The following is a 17,895-nucleotide window of genomic DNA, read 5'->3' on the forward strand; positions in this document are numbered from 1 at the left end:
CGCCGCTCCGGGCAAAGAGCGGCGGCCTCGAGAGGCGTGGGTCTAGAATTTGAGTTCAAATCCCGCCATGAAGGAGGTGCCGGGCATGTAATAAAGCTGCCGGTCCGTGTTGTCGGCGGTTTTCTGCATCGCGTAGGCGTAAGGCGTGTTCAGCACATTGTTGACGGCCACAAAGACCCGGCCTTCTTCCAGATGCAGGTCGTCGTAGCTGAAGAGGTAGTCCAGCCGCAGATTGACCACATTGATGTCCGGCAGTTTGTCCACGTCGTGCAGTTCAGTGAAGTTGCTGTTCGGATTTTTTGGGGGAGTGCCCCGCATCAGATTGCCCGCGTAGACATTTTGCAGGTGCTGGTAGTCGCCGCTGAGCAGAAAGTGCTCCCAGAATTTCCACTTGAAACCGGCCTGAAGGGCGAAGCTGGGCGTATAGGGCATTTTGTCCGTGCTTTTGCCGTCGTCGCCCTTGGCCCAGGCCTTGAGCCAGGTGGCCCCGGCAAAAATTTCCAGCCCGTCCAGCGGGGTTACGCTGCCCGCCAGTTCCAGGCCGTCGATTTTGTATTCAGCGGTAGAGGAGTTGAAAAAGGAATCGCTGACGGGCATAGCCATGGCCATATTGGCTCTGAGCCGGTCCCTGCCGTCGTCGTGGAAATAGGTGGCGCTCGCGCTGAACAGGCCGGGCCGGACGTGGCTCAGGGCGACTTCGTAATGGTCCACCACTTCCGGCTTGATGTCCTTGGTGTTCAGGTAGCCGGGCAGGGACCGGTCAGCCAGGAAACCCTGCAGGACCACGGGGCTGGGGTAATTCACGCCGCGCGCGTAGGCGAAACTCAGATTGGTGTTGGCGTAGCCCAGCACCAGACCGGCCTGGGGCGAGGCGTAGTCCGAAAAAACGTCGCTGGTGTACAGGCGGATGCCCGCCGAGGGCGTGACGTGGAAACCTTCTTCGCTGCCGAAGGTCTGGCTTACGGCCAGATAGGGGGAGAACAGTGTCTGGGTGGGAAAATCCCAGGATTTTGTGGTGTCGGTGGCGTATTTGCGCTGGTCGTTTTGCAGTTCCGTCACGTCCAGGTCGAAACCGGCCACAATTTCATTGCCTTCCCAGAGGCTGAAAGTTTCCCGGCCACGCAAGCCATAGAGCACATTGGTCTGGCGGGAAGTGGCGGCCTCGCCGTCTTCACCCCGGATATGGAAGAGGGTGTGGTTGTAATAGCCCTTCAGATAGCCTCGGGCATTGGCATAGGTGTTGTTCAGGGACAGCGTCGCCAGACTTGTGCCGGTGTCGTAGCGGTCAGCCATCAGGTACGTGCTGGGTCCTTGGGTTCTGCTGCCCGTGACGGCATTGTTGGGCGATTGGGTTTCGGCGTCCACCCGGTTGGCCATGAGGCGCAGGCTCCAGTTTTCGCTGAACTGGAAGCCCAGATTGGCGTAATAGCTGGCCTGATGGGCGGCGGTGTGTTCCTCGTGGCCCAGGGTGCTGATGAAACTCTGCGCCGCGTAAATGTCCACGCCGTCTTTCTTCGCGCCCATGCCCAGGTTTTCGGCCACGGTGCCGAAGCTGCCCGCTTCAAAGCCCAGGCGCAATTCGTAGCCGTCTTCGGTCATGTATTTGGGAATGAAGTTGATCATGCCGTAGCCGCTGCCGAAGCGCGAGGGCTGGGGCGATTTGTAAATTTCCATGCCGCCCAGGGCGTAGACCGGAATGCCGTCGGCCAGGGCCTGGCCGTAAAGCACGCCGCTGCGGGGCACGTCGTCGAAAAAGATGCTCAGGTCCGGGCTGGGATGGCTGGCTCCGCGTCCGCGAATATACAGGCTGGGGCCGGTCTGGCCGCCGATGATGTTCTTTTTCTGGTACATGACGCCCGGCACGTTGCGCAGGGCGTCATAAAAATCCAGGGAGTTCTGGAGCTGAATCTGCTCTTCGGTGAGTACGTTGAACTGTGTGCCGAAGCGGGTCATGACCGGCACGGTGGGCGCCTGATCGGCCACTCCGTAAATGGTTACCGGCGGCAGGGTGTACGCCGCCAGGCTGCCTTCGGTGAGCGCCTCCTTGCGCCCGGCGGGCTGCGCCGCTGCGGTATCTCCTGCAGCCGCCGCCGGGCCTGCCGCCAGAACATGACACGCGGCCAGCGCGAGCATCAGCTTGAAAACCTTCCCCATGCCGAAACCTCCCCCCTTGCGGCCTCCAGCCGCGTTTATTGTGGTGTTTCCCCCATGACGCGGCGCGTCAGCCTGCCGAAGTGCTACGTTTTTTATATGCGTATGCAAAATATGTTATGTATATAAAAAACGTGCTATCGAAGCTATGCTGATACAAGAGGCGAGTCAAGCCCGTTTTGAAAATAGGTGAGGTTGAAGCGGAAAGGGTGCGCCCGCCGCACATTGACGGCGACGGCGGCAATCTCTACAAGAAACGGAAACCGGCGGCGGCCCGGAAGCGCCGGACCAGCGCCGGATCAATGATGGTACGGCACCTTGCGCAGGATGCACTCCGCCCGGTACAGCTGCTCCAGCAGGACCACGCGGGCCAGCTCGTGCGGCAGGGTCATGGCCGAGAGGCTGATCAGGCGGTAGGCCCGGCCGCGCACGGCCTCGTCCAGGCCCCAGGCCCCGCCCACAATAAAGCAGGCCCGGCCGCGCGCCTCCTGGTCCAGTTGCCCCAGCAGGGCCGCCAGCTGCGGCGAAGTCAGGCTGAGGCCGCGCTCGTCCAGCACCAGGGGCACGTCCTGCGGGGCCAGGGCCTCCAGAATCCGCCGGCCTTCCAAGGAGTTGCGCCGGTCCGGAGGCAGAGCCGCGTCCCCGTCGCGCACTTCCGTGCATTCCAGACGCCGCCAGCGCGTGATCCGCGCCAGATAGTGGGCGGCGGCGTCTTTCCAGAACGGCGTCTTCAGACGGCCCACGCTGATCAGCCGCAAAGGTTTGCCTGTCATGTTCGATTCCCCCTGCCGCGTGCTTGATCTTGAAGCCGCGGCCCGATGCCTGCGCCGGGGCGGCGTGGTGATTTTTCCCACCGAAACCTTTTACGGTCTGGGCTGTCTGGCCGCCGACGCGGCGGCCGTGGGCCGTATCTACCAGCTCAAGCGGCGGCCCGTCCAGCGGCCCCTGCCCCTGCTGGCCGCCGATGCGGCCCAGGCCGGAAACGTGGTCCGGCTGGAAGCCGCGCCGCCGGAGCTGGTCGCGCGTTTCTGGCCCGGCCCGCTGACCCTGCTGCTCCCGGCCCGGCCCGGCCTGCCCGAACCTCTGCTCAGTGCGGGCGGCAAGGCGGCGGTGCGCGTTTCGCCGCATCCGCTGGCCGCCCGGCTGGCGCATCTGGCGGGCGGCGTGCTGACCGCCAGCAGCGCCAATCTGAGCGGGCGTCCCCCGGCCCGCACTCTGGAGGAATTGGACCCGGAACTGCTGTCCGCCCTGGCGGAATCGGGCGATGCGGGCGGCCTGCTGCCCGCTCTGAGCGAGGCCGAACAGCCCGCCGGGGGCGAGCCCTCCACCTTGGCGGAACCTCTGCCGGAACCGCTGCCCGAATCTCCGGCGGGCGAGGAAGGCGGTTGCGCGCGCCTGCGCCTGTTGCGTGTCGGCGCGGTCGGCGTTCGGGCACTCACGGATGCGGGCTTTCTTTGTCTGTAAGGTCAGGGCGTCGGCCTTTCCCGGCGTTTGGGCCGCCTGCCCGCGCCGGAGGCGGCCCAAGCCGGAGCGAAGCGAGAACCCTAATGCCCGGAGGGCAGAATAAAACAACGGACGAAGAGCGGAATGGCCCGGCACGGCGCTGTACCTTGCGGCGCGGGCCGGACTGGCTTACCATACGGCCGCACTTCATTTTTCCGGGAAAGCGCATGAAGAAAGACGTGATCTGCCCGCATTGCGGCAAGCCCTACAGTTGTTACCGCAATCCCACGCCCACCACGGACGTGGTTATTTATGAGCCGGGACGCGGCGTGGTGATCATTACGCGGGCTAATCCTCCTTTGGGCTATGCCCTGCCCGGCGGTTTTATCGACGAGGGCGAACAGGCCGAGGCCGCCGCCGTGCGCGAAATGCATGAGGAAACCGGTCTGGATGTGGAACTGACCGGCCTGCTGGGCGTCTATTCCCGCCCGGACCGTGATCCCCGTCAACATACCCTGAGCGTGGTCTTCACCGGCAGGCCCCGTGATCCCGAAGCCCTGTGCGCCGGAGACGACGCGGCCGGAGCTGCTTTTTACCCGCCGGACGATCTGCCGGAACCACTGGCTTTTGACCACGCCCGCATCCTGGCCGACTTCCGCGAGGTTCTCGCGGGACGGCGGACGCTGGGCGCGGTGGAGCTCCCGGCGCGAAAAGGGGATTGCTGATGGGCTACGCCAATCTGAACCAGTGCCTGGCGGATCTGGAGGCCCAAGGGCAGCTCCGGCGCGTGGATGTGGAACTGGACCCCTATCTGGAACTGGCCGCCGTGCAGCGCCGGGCATTCCGGGCCAAGGCCCCGGCTCTGCTCTTCACCAGAGTCAAGGGCACGCGTTTTCCCATGCTGGCCAATCTCTTCGGCACGCGCGAGCGTTTGCGCTATATTTTTCGGGACAGTCTGCGGGCCGTGGACGCCGTGCTGGCGGCCAAGGCCGATCCCGCGGCGGCCCTGCGGCGGCCCTGGCGTTCGCTGGCCGCGCTGCCCGGACTGGTCCGCATGCTGCCGCGCGCGAAGCGGAACGGCGGCGCTCCGGTGCTGGAGTGCAACTGCAATCTCGCCGATCTGCCGCGCCTGACCTGCTGGCCGGGCGACGGCGGACCCTTCATCACCCTGCCCCTGGTCTATAGCGAAGACCCCTGCCGCCCCGGCCTGAACGCCTCCAATCTGGGCATGTACCGGGTGCAGCTGGCGGGCAACGCCTACGCGTCCGACGAGGCGGGCCTGCATTATCAGATCCACCGGGGCATCGGCGCGCACCACGCCAATGCCATCGCCGGGGGCGTGGAACTGCCGGTGCATGTCTATGTGGGCGGCCCGCCCGCCCTCAGCGTGGCGGCGGTCATGCCCCTGCCCGAGGGACTCTCGGAACTGCGCTTCGCCGGTCTGCTGGGCGGACGCCGGGTGGAATTGGCGCGCGCCCCGGAGCTGCGTTTGCCCGTTCTGGCCGAGGCGGATTTCTGCATCAGCGGGCGTCTCGTGCCGGGCCTCAAGCCCGAGGGTCCCTTTGGGGATCATGTGGGCTACTACAGCCTGCGGCACGATTTCCCGGTGCTCAAGGTGGACGCCGTGTACCACCGGCGGGACGCGGTCTGGCCTTTTACCGCCGTGGGCCGCCCGCCGCAGGAGGATACGGTTTTCGGCGACTTCATCCACGAACTCACCGCGCCCCTGGTGCCCCAGGTTTTCCAGGGCGTGCGCGAGGTGCATGCCGTGGACGTCGCCGGGGTGCATCCTCTTTTGCTGGCCTTGGGCAGCGAGCGTTACACTCCTTACGAGGCGCGGCGCAGGCCGCGCGAACTGCTCACGGCGGCCCTGCATCTGTTGGGGGCCACCCAGACCGCCCTTGCCAAATATGTGCTGCTGGCCGCGCATGAGGACGCGCCTGGCCTGTGCGCCCGCGACGTGCCCGCTTTTCTGCGTCACCTGTTGGAGCGGACCGACTTCAGCCGCGACCTGCATTTCCTGACCCGCAGTACCAGTGATACCCTGGATTATACGGGCTGCGGCCTGCACGAGGGCTCCAAGCTGATCTGGGCCTCGGCCGGGGAAAAACGGCGCGAGCTGGGCCTGGAACTGCGCGGCGCTCCGGATCTGCCCGAGGGCTTTTCCGAGCCGCGTGTGGCCGGACCGGGCCTGCTGGTCGTGCGCGGCCCGGCGCACTCGCTGGAGCGCGGCGAACCGGACCCACGTATGGAGGAACTGGCCCGCCGCCTGGAAGCCTGGCCCGAGCGGGAGGCCTTTCCGCTGATGGCCGTGGTGGACGATGCCGCTTTCTGCGCCGCCGGGCTGGACAATTTTCTCTGGGTGGTCTTCACCCGTTCGGACCCGGCCACGGACAGCTACGGCGCGCATGCCCAGACACGCGCCAAGCACTGGTCCTGCGCCGCGCCCCTGGTTCTGGACGCCCGCCTCAAGCCCTTCCATGCCCCCCCTCTGGAAGAGGATCCGGCCGTCACGCGCGGAGTGGAAGCGCTGGCCGCGCCGGGTGGGCCTTTGCATGGATATTTTTAAGGAAACACTGATTCATGGTCTTTTTGCCCTCCGCCTGTGTCGGGCGAACTCCGTGCGGTGGTCGAATATGTTTGAATATGCTCCCTCCGCCCGGAGTTCGCCCTTCTTGGCGGAGAATAAAAATCTTCATTAATCAGTAGTTCCTTTATTTTTTAATCGCGGGGGAGGCCGTGGAATGAAAATCGCCTTATTGCAGTGCAACAGCGTCACCGGCGACGTGGCCGGCAATCAGGAGCGCATTCTGGAGGCCGCGCGCCAGGCCGCGCGGGAAGGGGCGGATCTGTGCGTCACGCCGGAACTGGCCCTCTGCGGCGTGGCTCCCGGCCACTATCTGCGCGCCGTTGATTTTGCCGAGGGTTGCCGCACGGCCTTGCGGAATCTGGCCGAGGCCCTGAAGGACGGGCCGCCCCTGCTGGTGGGCGCGCCGGTGCCCAGCGTCTATGCCGCCGGTCTGCTCTCCAACGCGGGCGTGCTGGTGGACAAGGGCCAGTGGCAGGTGGCTTCGCGCAAGGTCTATCAGAATATGGGCCGGAATTCGGGCCAGGACGACGATGTGCGCTATTTCGACCGCGGGGTGTCTTGCGGCATCCTGAGCCTGGGCGGCTGGCGGCTGGGCGTGGTGCTCTGCGAGGACGCCGTGGCCGAGGACGGCGCGTTCTGGAAAACCCAGTACGCCAGTGGCCACAATCCGCTCATGGAGCTGGTCCAGCGCGGGGTGGACGCCGTGGTGCACATGGCCGCCGCGCCCTATTGCGTGGGCGCGCAGGAGGCGGGCGAGCACATGCTTTCGCATGTGGCGGCCCGGCATCACATACATCTTTTTTCGGTCAATCCGGCGGGCGGCAACGACAGCCGCGTGTACAACGGCCAAAGTCTGGCCTTTGATCCCACCGGCCAGCTCCTGGCGCGCGGCAAGGCCTTTGCCGAAGACGTACTGGTGGTGGACACGGCCCGGGGGTCCGGCAGGGTGGAGGAGCTTTGCCGAAGCGCCGAGGAAGCCGGTTGGCGCGCCCTGACTTTGGGCACGCGCGACTTTGTGCGCAAGTGCGGCGCGGAACGAGCCATTTTGGGGCTTTCCGGCGGCATGGATTCGGCCCTGGTCTGCTGCATCGCGGTGGAAGCCCTGGGCGCGGACAAGGTCACCGGCGTGCTGATGCCCTCGCCGTACACCAGCGAGGATTCGCTGACCGACGCCCGTCGGCTGGCGGACAATCTGGGCGTGTCCACCGTGACCCTGCCCATTGAGCCTCTGATGCAAGCCTTTGAAGCGACGCTCAAGCCGGGCCTGGATCTTTTCCCGCCGTATGCGGGCGAGGTGACCTTTGAAAACGTGCAGGCCCGCATCCGGGGCACGCTGCTGACGTCCCTGGCGAACCGGGCCAGGGCCCTGGTGCTGAACACCGGCAACAAGAGCGAAGGGGCCATGGGCTACTGCACCCTGTACGGCGACGCCGTGGGCGCGCTGGGGGTCATCGCGGATCTGACCAAAAGCCAGGTCTATGCCGTGGCCCGCTGGTACAATGCCCACCGGGGCGCGGAGATCATCCCGCGGAACGTCTTTGACAAAGCGCCTTCCGCCGAATTGCGGCCCGGCCAGAAGGATGCGGACAGCATCCCCCCTTACGAGGAGCTGGACCCCATGCTGGAGGAACTGCTGGAGCCTGCCGCCCAGGGGCGGGACAAGCCCATGAGCGATGTCTGCCGCGAGGTACGCGACAAGCTGTTCCGGGCGGAATTCAAGCGCCGCCAGGAACCGTTGGCCCTGCACGTCAGCCGTGTGCCCTTCGGTGCGGGCTGGCAGGCGCCGGTGGCCGGGCGCTACCGGCTGCCGTAAGCGGGGCCGGGGCGGAGCCACCGGGCTTTTCCCTTGAAGCCCGGCGCGCAGTGGAGTAAAATCAGTTCTCAAACAATGCAGTTCCATCAGCTGGAGGATGTCATGGCGGAAGCACCGGAGAAAAATCTGGCCCTTGATATTGTACGCATCACCGAGGCCGCGGCCCTGGCATCAGCCCGCTGGCTTGGCCGCGGCGACAAGGAGGCCGGGGACGGCGCGGCTGTGGACGCCATGCGCATCAGTTTTTCCACCCTGCACATCGACGGCATGGTGGTCATCGGCGAGGGTGAGAAAGATAACGCGCCCATGCTCTACAACGGCGAAAAGGTGGGCATGGGCGACGGTCCGCGTCTGGACGTGGCCGTGGACCCGGTGGAAGGCACCAATCTGCTGGCCTACGGGCGGCCCAACGCCATTTCCGTGGTGGGCGTGGCCCCCAAGGGCAGCATGTTCGATCCCGGTCCCAGTTACTATATGCAGAAGCTGGTGGTGGCGCGCGAGGCGCGCGACGTTATCGACCTGGACGCGCCGGTCAGGGTCAACCTGGACAATGTGGCCAAAGCCATGGGCAAGAGCGTGCAGGATCTGGTGGTCTTTGTGCTGGACAAGCCGCGTCACCAGCGCCTGATCGAGGAAATCCGCGCCGCCGGGGCGCGCATCCAGTTGCAGACCGACGGCGACGTGGCCGGATCGTTGATGGCTGTGGACCCGCGTTCCGAAGTGGACGTGATGATGGGCACGGGCGGCACTCCGGAAGGCGTGCTGGCCGCCTGCGCCATCAAGGGCATGGGCGGGCAGATTCTGGCCCGGCTGGACCCGCAGTCCTATGTGGAAAAAGAGGCTATCAACGAGACCGGTATAGATCTGCGCGAAGTGCTCACGGTCAATGACCTGGTGCGCAGCGACGACTGTTTCTTCGCCGCCACGGGCATTTCCGGCGGCGACTTTTTACGCGGCGTGCGCTACAGCGCCCGCCACGCGGTGACTCATTCGCTGGTTTTGCGCGGCAAAACCGGCACACTGCGGTATGTGGAGTCCTATCACAATATGGACAGACTCTCTAAATTTAGTGCGGTTCGGTATTGAATGAATAACGGTTATCACAGAACGCCGACGTTGCGGCGTCGGCTTTTTCGGGCCGGGCTGGCTTTGGTCGCGGTGCTGGTCGCGACTCTGAGCCTGACGCCGGTCCTGGCCCAGGACGCCCTGGCGGCGCGCGCCGTCCAGAAAAAGGCCGCCCAGGCCGTCACGGTGTATGAGAATCAACCGCCGGTCACCGACAAGGAACTGGTGGGTTTTCTGGAAATTCTGCCCCGCTTCCGGGCCTGGGCCAAGGAGCATAAGGAAGAGGCCCATCCGGTCTTGCGCAACGGCAAGGCGGACTTCCTCTATTCGCCCCAAGCGGCGGAATGGGTGCGCGCCCAGGGCTGGGACCCGGTACGCTTTTTCTGCGTCATGGGCCGCATGGCCGCGGCCCTGGTCATTGTGGAAGAAGGCAACGACATGAGCGGCACCCGCCCGCGCGACATGCCCGGCGTCACCGAGGAAGAGCTGGCTCTGGCCCGTCGCCATCTGGGCACCATGCTCAAGGCCGGGGGCAATGCGCCGCCCATCAACAGATAGAATTCGCTTATTTCAAAGGTGAATTGCTTCAGAGCGGATTACCTTTGAAATGCTGCGCATTCCAGAGGTAAAAACACGCTTACTTTGCCGCTTGGCTATGTTGTCCTCGTCCGTAACGCTCGAAGACTCGCTAACGGGAGAGGCAACAGCGCAAATAAATTGCGCTTCGGCTTCGTAGCAGAAGCACTGCTCTCGCAGCTCCCTTAGGGTCTGTTAACACTATAGAATTTTTGTTCGCCTGCAAGGAAGATAAATCTGCTTTGAGGGAGTGTACTCTTCTGGTACTCGACCGAAAAAGCAGGTGAAATCTGACGCGGCAGGAGGGCAAAAAGGCATAGCGTTAACAGGCCCTAGAGCATTTCAACCTTGAAATTCCCTGACTTCCGCGTCTGATCGCGGCGTAAGCCAAGAGAGCCGCTTCGGAACACATCCGGAGCGGCTCTCTTGGCTTCTTGTGTTATGGAATAAATCAGTTGGCGGAAGAGGGCGCGGCGGGCGCGTTTTCCTGTTCCTCACTTTGCGGCAGCGGTTGGGGAACGGCCTCGGGCGTTGCCGCGGGCGCGGGAGCGGTCGTCTGTTCCGGCCCGGCTTCGCGCGCGGTTTCCGGCAGGGGCTCGACGGCTTGCGGCGTTTCCGGCTGTGTTTCAGGCCGGGCGGCCTCGGGCTGCGCTGTCGGTTCCGGCGCGGGTGTGGTATTCTCCCGTGCCTGGTCCGAGGCCTGGTTCGGGGCCTGGTCCGGCAGAGTTGCTTCCGGCGCGGCCGGGACGGGCGGCGTGCCTTCTTCCTGCGGCGTCGCGGGCGCGGCGGGCGTCACGGCGTTTTCCGGCATGGTCGGCATCCGGATGTCCTGGAGGCGGCTCAGATGGGCCTCAGGCAGGGCCGCCAGCTCCGGCGCGAGCATCAGGGCCGCCGGCTGGGTGAGAATCACGGCCACCAGAGTGCAGAACAGCAGCGCGCCGCCCGGATGGTCCCGCCGGATAAAACGGGTCATGGCCACGGCGGCCAGCAGGCAGAGCGTGCCGAGCACGGGCAGGGCCCTGAGCCCCAGAATCATTTCGCGTTGTTCCGGGCTGAGGGGCCAGGAGAAAAAGCGCGCCATCCAGTCCAGGGAAAAGCCGAAGCTCGCCGCTACCAGAGCCATGCCCGCGTGCAGCAGGCAGAGAGCCGCGATGAGGTAAAACAGGCGGCTGCCCAGATGGGGCAGGCGCAGCAGGGCCTTGCCCAGCAGGGGCGCGGCCAGGCAGGCCAGGCAGACTGCCACGCTCTGGAGCTGCGCCATGGGCATGAACAGGCTCAGCAGACAAGCCAGCACCATACCTATCCAGACAAAGGCCGAACCGGCGCGTTCCGCTCGGGAGGCCTTGAGATCGCTCCAGGCTGAGCGCAGCACCCGTTGCCAGGAAACGCAGACCACCATGCCGATCCAGGGCACGAGGCCCAGACCGGCCACGGACAGGGGCAGCCACCAGCGGGCGGTCACCGGGCCGTGCCATTGCCTCACTGTGGCGAACAGGCCTTGCATATAGCCTTCGGCGTTGGTCCAGAGGATGATCCCGCCCAGCCAGAGGGCCAGAAGCAGCAGAAGGAGGACAAAGCCGGTCAGGGCGTCCAGAGCCTGGGCCCGGCGGAAGGTGGCCCGCCAGAGCAGGAAGAGGGCGCTGGCGAGCAGGGGCAGCAAGAGATGGAAGAGCCCGCCGGTCAGGCCTGCCAGACCGGCCAGCACAAAGCCCGCCGGTAGGTAGAACCAGGCGCGTTGCGCCTGCCAGCCCCGGCAGAAGCAGATCAGGGAGAAGAGCAGCAGCGCGGCCGCCAGAGCCGCCGGACCCGTGAAATGGGCCAGAGGCGCGAAAATAGGCATGCAGAGCAGAATCAGCCCGGCGGCCAGGGCCGCCTTGGAGTCGAAGCCCGCCGCGCGGCTCAGGCCCCAGACGCCCAGCAGAGCCAGGGCGGCTGCCAGAGCCCCGGACAGGGGAAAGAGCAGGGCGGGCGGGAGCAGCGCGGCAAGGGAGGCCAAAAACCAGGTGAAGCCCGGCCACTGCGCCGCCAAACCTGCCGCCGACTCTGTTGCCAGGCCCGCCCCTGGGGCCAGCCATTGCCCGTCCTGTTGCGCGTGCAGGAATATCTGGATGTTCCGGACCTCTGCCGGGCAATACAGGGCATCGCCCCGCCAGCCCTGCCAGAAATCCGGCCAGGCCTGGGCCGCCAGCACTGCCAACAAGACCAGGGGGCCCAGACAGCAGAGGGTCTGGAAGAATTTTTCGGCCCGGCCCGCAGGCGGGACCGGCGCGGCCTGTTTTTCCGCGCGCGACGGCACATGGCCGCCATTGCTCTTATCGGCGTGCGCGTCATTCGGCGTTGCGGCAGCTTCAGGCTGACCGGCAACGGCGTCCTGTCCGCCTGGTCCTGTCTGTTCCGCCTGTTCGGGCGTGCCCGCGGCGGCGGATGTGTCATCCGGCTTTCCGGCCCGCGTGGTCTCCGGAGCGGCGTCGGGCATGGCGTCCGTCCTGCTCTCCGGAGAAGCGTCCGGGGAAGGGGTGGGGGCTTTGTCTGAAGTCATGGCGTCGCTCCTTGCTGCAAGGGTGGATGCTTTTAAAATACTATCGGCCAAGGCCCGCTGCCGGGCCGTCCAGCAGCACATGGCGGGAATGGCGGCCGTCCAGCTCCAGTTCAAGGCCGTGCCCGTTCCGCGTCAAGGTGGAAGACAGGTCCTGGCCGCCGCCGATGTCCCGGACAGTGCGCGCCGTAATACCGGCGGGCAGTGCCAGAGGGAAAATGCGTTTTTCAGCGGAAAAGTTGGCTGCCAGCAGCCAGCAGCCGCCCGAGGGCAGGGCGCTGAGCACGGCCACGCAGCCCGGCGGTCCGCTGAATACCGCCAGCAGTTTGCCCTCTGCCAGACCCGCGTCGCGGCGGGCGCGCAACAGGCGGGCCATACTGTGCAGAAAACTTTGTCTGTCCGCCCATTGCTGTTCCAGAGCGCCGAAAGCCGACGGCGCGTCCGGTGCGACGCCGCCCGGATTACCGCCCCAGAGAGGCGTCAGGCCCAGGCTGGCGGGCAGATCCGCCGTGGAGCGCGACAGGTCCAGCGCCCCGCTGAGATCCTGGGGGCTCACAAAACTCAGGCCCGGCAGGCCCACACGCCAGCCCAGCAGCAAAAGGCAGGCCTCGCGCAGGGCCGCGCTTTTGCCGCTGCCGTCCGCCGCCGAAGCCGATGCTTCCGCCGTTTTCAGGCCCAGAGCGCGCGCGGCCAGAGAGGCGGGCGTGGTCCAGAGCTGCATGGCCTCGGGCGGGGCTCCGGCCAGACGCTGCGCCTTGCGGATCAGTTCCCGGCCCTGCGGCAGGTCCAGCAGGGGCCGCCAGTCCACGGCCTGCCAGTCGTGCAGACCGCGCGCCAGGCGGCTCTGGTCCACGCCGGAGGCCTGTGAGGCGCGCAGCAGGGCTGCCAGCGGGGCCGCGTCGCCGCTGAGCAGGGCATAGGCGGCGGCCGCCGGGGTGATGCTGTCGCGGCTGAAATCCACGGCCCCGGCCAGCACAACGGGCGTGAGCGAGGGCGGCAGCACATCGTCCTGCATGGCCCAGCCGCCGTAGCGATGCACTTCGCGCGCGGCTTCATCCAGAGCGTCCAGGCCCGGCGTCAGTCGGGCGAAGCGGGTCGCATCCCCGGCGCCGGGATGGGCCGCCTGCGCGGCGGCCGCGTCTTCAGCCGCTCCGGCGGGCACGTCCAGGCCCATGAGGGCTTCCAGGCGCAGGCCGGTCAGGGTCTGCTGCTGCAGGCCGGTATGCCGGATGATGGCGGCGGAAAAAATGCGCCTGGCTTGGCCCGATGGGTCCTGCCAGAGCAGCACCGGCCGCAGGGCGTCGCCGCTGTAGCGGTAGACCCAGCGCCGGATCCGGCCGTCGGCCCCGCGCACTTCGCCGGTCGCGGCCCAGCCGCCGGGCGTGGCCCAGGGCAGGGAATCGCGCACCAGGGCGTCGGGCAAAAGGCCGCGCTGGGCCAGTTGCGCCACGGCTTCGGGCCGCAGGGGCAGGCATTCCCACTCGTCCGGCAGGCGGGGCAAAAGATCCCAGTCTTTCTGCGGCACCGCGATCATGGCGTAGATGCCGTCAAAGCGCGCGGCCCGCCGCGCCTGAAGAATGAAGTCCGGTCCCAGGCCCGTGGCCGCCGGGGGCAGCTCGCCGCCCATCTGGATCTGCAACGGTTCCAGGCGTTGGGCCAGTTTTTCGAAGTCCGCGTCCGAGCCCAGGGCCGGGTCAAAACGCAGGGAGGCGACGTTTTCCCCGCCGGGCGAGGACTGGTTATGCTTGTTCCAGAGGTCGCCGCGCTCGCCGGTGGGGGAGACGAACAGCCCATTGAGCCCGGCCTGGGGCAGCGCGTCCGGAAAACCGGCCCCGGCCCCTCCGGCCAGGGCGCGGAACACGGGCTGCCCTGTACTGACGGTATACGGATTGAGCGCGAACCAGTTGGGCGCGGCCCCCAGCAGCACAGGCAACCGCCGGGCCGTGCTGCTGTTGCGCCAGATGCGTTCCGTGCCGGAAACCTGGGCGGTGAGTTCCGGCGCGGCCCCGAGCATGGATTGCCGCTCAAGCCATTGCAGATAGCCGGGGTCGGCTCTGGGCAGGCCGTTGCTTGCGGCCTGGGCCGCCGTTGCGCCGGAGGCCGGGCGCGCCGCGTGTTTTGAGGGCGTGCAGGCCGCCAGACAACAGGCTAGGCAAGAGGCCAGACAACAGGCCATGACGGCCGACAGAAGGACGGACAGCCCGGCCGACCGTCCGGCCCTGGAGGAAGCTGAAGGTCGCGTCCGCAGCGGCATGGGCCGTCTCCGTCAGGCCTTGGCGGCGGATTGGGCTTCTTCCTCCGCCTTGGCCGCGTTCCAGAGCTCGTCCTTGTCGTCCAGGGAAAGCTCCGTGAAGTCCCGGCCCTGCTCCCGGGCCAGTTCTTCCATGCGGGCGAAGCGGCGCAGGAAACGCAACGTGGCCAGATCCAGAGCCTCATTGGCCTTGATGCCTTTGCGGCGGCCCAGCTCCGTAATGCTGAACAGCAGATCGCCCAGTTCGTGCTTCTGGGCCTCCGCGTCGCCGTTGGCCGAGGCGTCGAGCCATTCCAGCCATTCGGCCTCCACCTGCTGTTCCACTTCTTCGTCTTCGGGCCAGGTGAAGCCCGCGCGCGCGGCCTTGGAGTGGATGCGGTAGGCCTTGACCAGGGGCGGCAGGCTGGCGGGCAGGCTGTCGAAAATGCCCTGGGGCGCGCCGTCGGCGTCCGCGTGTTCGGCGCGTTTGATGGCCTCCCAGGTTTTGAGCTGCTCGTCCAGGTTTTCAAAGACCGTATCCCCGAAGACGTGCGGATGGCGGCGGATCATCTTGGCCCGGCTGGTGTTCAGGGCGTCGCTGAAGTTGAATTGCCCCCGCTTTTCGTACAAACGGGCCACGAAGAGCAGCAGAAAGGCCACATCGCCCAGCTCTTCGCGGATGTCGTCCGTTTTGCCCGAGCGGATGGCGCTGACCAGCTCGTGACTTTCCTCAATAATGTAGTCGGCCAGGCTTTCCGGGCTCTGTTCCTTGTCCCAGGGGCAGCCGTCCGGACCCGTCAGGCGTTCGATGACGTTCTGCAACTCTTCCAATGCGCTTTTTTCCATAACGCTGTGCATCCTTGGTATGAGTATGGGCATATGACGCGCCGGTTCAGATTCCCAGGCGGGACACGAGATCGGGCGGCAGCCAGGTGCGCACCTGTTCCATCAGGGCGTTGAAATAGGGCAGGACGCGCGAATGCTGCATGAACGGCGCGTCGTGAAAGAATTTTTGCAGCACCAGCAGCGCCAGCGCGCAGAGCAGAACGCCCTTGGCCAGGCCCAGCAGGCCGCCCGCCAGCCTGTCCGCCCAGGAGACGAAGGAAAATGAAAGGATTTTCTGCAGCAGGCGGGCCAGCACGGCCACGACCAGAATCACGGCCAGAAAGATCAGCACGTAGGCGGCGATGGTCCGCCAGGCCGGGTCGGCAATGGCCGTGAGGCGCGGGGACAGCAGGGAGTGATAGGCGTGCGCGGCCCAGAAGCCGCCCACCAGCGAAACCACCCCGGCCACTTCGCCCACAAAACCGTGCACAAAGCCCCGTCCGGCAAAAAAGACCAACGCCAGGACGATGATCAGATCAAAAATGTCTTGCCCCATATGCGGTTCCCTCAGCCTCCGCGACGCACCATAGCAGAAGCGCCGCTGTGAGACAATGCGGCCCGCTGTACAGCCCCCGGACGTTGGGCTATATTCCTTCGCGTGAAATACGTATCCGCAGCATCCGCCCCGGCGGAATCCCAAGGGCCCGGAGGGCGGAGCGCCGGTCTTGAGGCCTACACGCCGGAAATCAGCGTGGCCGCGGCGGGGCGGCAATGGCGTCTGACGCGGGCCGCCGACCTGGAGGAACTCTGGGATGCCATGACCGCCGATCCTCATAATTTCGAGGACGAGCGGCTGCCCTACTGGACTGAGCTCTGGCCCTCCAGCGTGGCTCTGGCCGGCTGGCTGGCGGCCCGGCAAGAGGAGATCGCGGGCCGCGTCTGCCTGGATCTGGGCTGCGGCCTGGGACTCACCGCTCTGGTGGGCCAATGGCTGGGCGCGCGGGTCACGGCTGTGGATTACGAGGAAGCCGCCCTGCATTTCGCGTCGCGCAACGCGGCTCTCAATGGCGTGACGCAGCCGTGCTGGGCGCTCATGGACTGGCGGCGCCCGGCGGTGCGCGCACGGAGCATGGCGCGGATCTGGGGCGGGGACATCATGTATGAGAAGCGCTTTGTGGCGCCGGTGCTGCGTTTTCTGGAGCATGCCCTGGCCCCGGACGGCGCGGCCTGGGTGGCCGAGCCGGGGCGCTCGGTGTATGAGGCTTTTCTGCACGCCCTGCACTGCGGCGGCTGGCAGGGGCGGCGTGTGCATACCGCGCGGGTGGAGCCCCTTTATGCCCAGCCCGTGCCGGTGACCGTGCAGGTATGGGAAATCCGGCGGCGGGCGGACTGAGCGCGCACGGGCTGGAATTATTTCTACAGACGGCAGGCGGAATGTATGGGCAAACTGGCGCGTTTCGGCGTATCGCTGGATGAGGATTTGTTGGGGCCTTTTGACGCGCTCTGCGCGCGCAAGGGCTATTCCAACCGTTCGGAAGCCATCCGGGACCTGATCCGCAAGGCTTTGGTCGAAGAGGACTGGCGGACATCCCAGGGGCAGGGCGCGGGCACGCTGACCCTGGTCTACGACCACCACAAAAACGATCTGGCGCGGCGGCTGATGCGTATTCAGCACGACGATCACGACATCATCGTGACCACCCTGCATGTGCATCTGGATCATTACAACTGCCTGGAGGTGCTGGTGCTCAAGGGCGAGGCCGAGCGCGTGCGGGCTCTGGCCGATCGGCTGATCTCCTGCCGCGGCGTCAAACACGGCACGTTCAGCGTGACCACAACCGGACAGGATCTGGCCTGATGGAAGACGTACAAAGCCATGCCCCCACAGTGCCTCTGAATATCGACCGCGTGGGTGTGCGCGAACTCAGGCTGCCCCTGCTGGTGCGCGACCGCGCCCGGGGCAGCCAGCAGACCGTGGCCAGCGTGGACCTGGGCGTGGACCTGCCTTCGGCCTTCAAGGGAACCCACATGAGCCGTTTTGTGGAAGCCCTGGAGGAGTGGAATGAGGAAATCAGCTACCAGTCGGTGCGCCGCCTGCTGGAAAACATCAAGGAACGCCTGGGCGCGCGGCGGGCCTGGGCGCGCTTCAGTTTTCCCTATTTCATCCGCAAGGCGGCCCCGGCCTCGGGCAGCCCCGGCACCGTGGCCTATGCCTGCCGCCTTACCGGCGAACTGGATGAAAACGGGCAGTCATTTCTGCTGGATCTGGACGTGCCGGTGATGACCGTCTGCCCCTGCTCCAAGGCCATCAGCCGTGAGGGCGCGCACAGCCAGCGGGCCATCGTGCGCATGCGCGTGCGCATGACCGGCTTTTCCTGGTTGGAGGAATTCATCGAGATGGCCGAGGAGTCGGGTTCCTCGGCGGTCTATACCCTGCTCAAGCGCGAGGACGAAAAATTCGTCACCGAGCACGCCTTTGCCGCCCCGGCCTTTGTGGAGGACGTGGTGCGCAATGTGGCGCAGCGCCTTTCCCGGCACACGCATGTGGACTGGTTCAGCGTGGAGGTGGAGAGCATGGAGTCCATCCACAACCATAACGCCTTTGCCCGCATCGAACGCAGTCTGGCCGCATCCGGAGCCCGGAAAGGCGCTCGGCCGTAGGGTTT

Annotated in this window: 15 protein-coding genes; 9 read left to right on the forward strand and 6 right to left on the reverse strand. The window is 66.1% G+C overall.

Annotated features, from left to right (window positions below; genetic code table 11):
• Positions 1-42: 42 nt before the first annotated feature.
• Both AXF13_RS01770 and AXF13_RS01775 read right to left on the reverse strand, forming a co-directional pair.
• Positions 43-2,154: a TonB-dependent receptor gene (locus tag AXF13_RS01770; RefSeq protein WP_062251421.1), complete on the reverse strand. Its 2,112-nt coding sequence runs from the start codon at positions 2,152-2,154 to the stop codon at positions 43-45.
• A gap of 296 nt (positions 2,155-2,450) precedes the next feature.
• Entirely contained in the window at positions 2,451-2,924 is a 474-nt protein-coding gene (locus AXF13_RS01775; protein WP_062251422.1) for a 23S rRNA (pseudouridine(1915)-N(3))-methyltransferase RlmH, read from the reverse strand.
• On the opposite strand from AXF13_RS01775, the gene AXF13_RS01780 reads away from it, so the two are divergent.
• The 6 genes from AXF13_RS01780 to AXF13_RS01805 all read left to right on the forward strand — a co-directional run bounded on the left by AXF13_RS01780 (position 2,923) and on the right by AXF13_RS01805 (position 9,620).
• Entirely contained in the window at positions 2,923-3,615 is a 693-nt protein-coding gene (locus AXF13_RS01780; RefSeq protein ID WP_062251423.1) for an L-threonylcarbamoyladenylate synthase, read from the forward strand. The genes AXF13_RS01775 and AXF13_RS01780 overlap by 2 nt on opposite strands.
• Before the next feature lie 206 nt (positions 3,616-3,821).
• A complete protein-coding gene (locus AXF13_RS01785; protein ID WP_062254663.1) occupies positions 3,822-4,319 on the forward strand; it encodes an NUDIX domain-containing protein in 498 nt (165 codons plus the stop codon).
• Positions 4,319-6,163, forward strand: a complete 1,845-nt coding sequence (locus AXF13_RS01790) for a UbiD family decarboxylase (protein ID WP_062251424.1) — start codon at positions 4,319-4,321, stop codon at positions 6,161-6,163. Before AXF13_RS01785 ends, AXF13_RS01790 begins: the two co-directional genes overlap by 1 nt.
• A 175-nt stretch (positions 6,164-6,338) precedes the next feature.
• Positions 6,339-7,997, forward strand: a complete 1,659-nt coding sequence (locus tag AXF13_RS01795; protein ID WP_062251425.1) for an NAD+ synthase — start codon at positions 6,339-6,341, stop codon at positions 7,995-7,997.
• Positions 7,998-8,099: 102 nt separating this feature from the next.
• The gene (glpX, locus tag AXF13_RS01800) at positions 8,100-9,083 is read left to right on the forward strand and encodes a class II fructose-bisphosphatase (protein ID WP_008685362.1); all 984 of its coding nucleotides are present in this window, start codon (positions 8,100-8,102) and stop codon (positions 9,081-9,083) included.
• Entirely contained in the window at positions 9,084-9,620 is a 537-nt protein-coding gene (locus AXF13_RS01805) for a hypothetical protein (RefSeq protein ID WP_062251426.1), read from the forward strand.
• Between the two features lie 469 nt (positions 9,621-10,089).
• On the opposite strand, the gene AXF13_RS01810 is transcribed toward AXF13_RS01805, so the two are convergent.
• From AXF13_RS01810 to AXF13_RS01825, 4 genes are read right to left on the reverse strand one after another with little or no spacing between them, the layout of a single operon-like run.
• Positions 10,090-12,177 (reverse strand): hypothetical protein, encoded by a 2,088-nt coding sequence (locus AXF13_RS01810; RefSeq protein ID WP_062251427.1) that lies wholly within the window; start codon positions 12,175-12,177, stop codon positions 10,090-10,092.
• A gap of 40 nt (positions 12,178-12,217) precedes the next feature.
• Positions 12,218-14,428 (reverse strand): hypothetical protein, encoded by a 2,211-nt coding sequence (locus AXF13_RS01815; RefSeq protein ID WP_062251428.1) that lies wholly within the window; start codon positions 14,426-14,428, stop codon positions 12,218-12,220.
• Positions 14,429-14,440: 12 nt separating this feature from the next.
• Positions 14,441-15,250 carry a nucleoside triphosphate pyrophosphohydrolase gene (gene mazG / locus AXF13_RS01820; RefSeq protein ID WP_062251429.1) on the reverse strand — a complete coding sequence of 270 codons (810 nt, stop codon included), beginning with the start codon at positions 15,248-15,250 and terminating at the stop codon, positions 14,441-14,443.
• Between the two features lie 46 nt (positions 15,251-15,296).
• Entirely contained in the window at positions 15,297-15,785 is a 489-nt protein-coding gene (locus AXF13_RS01825; protein ID WP_008685369.1) for a CvpA family protein, read from the reverse strand.
• Positions 15,786-15,887: 102 nt separating this feature from the next.
• On the opposite strand from AXF13_RS01825, the gene AXF13_RS01830 reads away from it, so the two are divergent.
• From AXF13_RS01830 to folE2, 3 genes are read left to right on the forward strand one after another with little or no spacing between them, the layout of a single operon-like run.
• Positions 15,888-16,622 carry a class I SAM-dependent methyltransferase gene (locus tag AXF13_RS01830; protein ID WP_083521917.1) on the forward strand — a complete coding sequence of 245 codons (735 nt, stop codon included), beginning with the start codon at positions 15,888-15,890 and terminating at the stop codon, positions 16,620-16,622.
• 45 nt (positions 16,623-16,667) lie between these two features.
• Complete coding sequence (gene nikR / locus AXF13_RS01835; RefSeq protein WP_008685371.1) at positions 16,668-17,087, forward strand: nickel-responsive transcriptional regulator NikR; 420 nt, start codon at positions 16,668-16,670, stop codon at positions 17,085-17,087.
• Positions 17,087-17,890, forward strand: coding sequence for a GTP cyclohydrolase FolE2 (folE2, locus tag AXF13_RS01840; RefSeq protein WP_062251430.1), 804 nt, complete (start codon positions 17,087-17,089; stop codon positions 17,888-17,890). The genes nikR and folE2 overlap by 1 nt, the downstream gene beginning before the upstream one ends.
• Positions 17,891-17,895 lie beyond the last annotated feature (5 nt).

This window comes from Desulfovibrio fairfieldensis (assembly GCF_001553605.1).
Lineage (GTDB): Bacteria > Desulfobacterota > Desulfovibrionia > Desulfovibrionales > Desulfovibrionaceae > Desulfovibrio > Desulfovibrio fairfieldensis.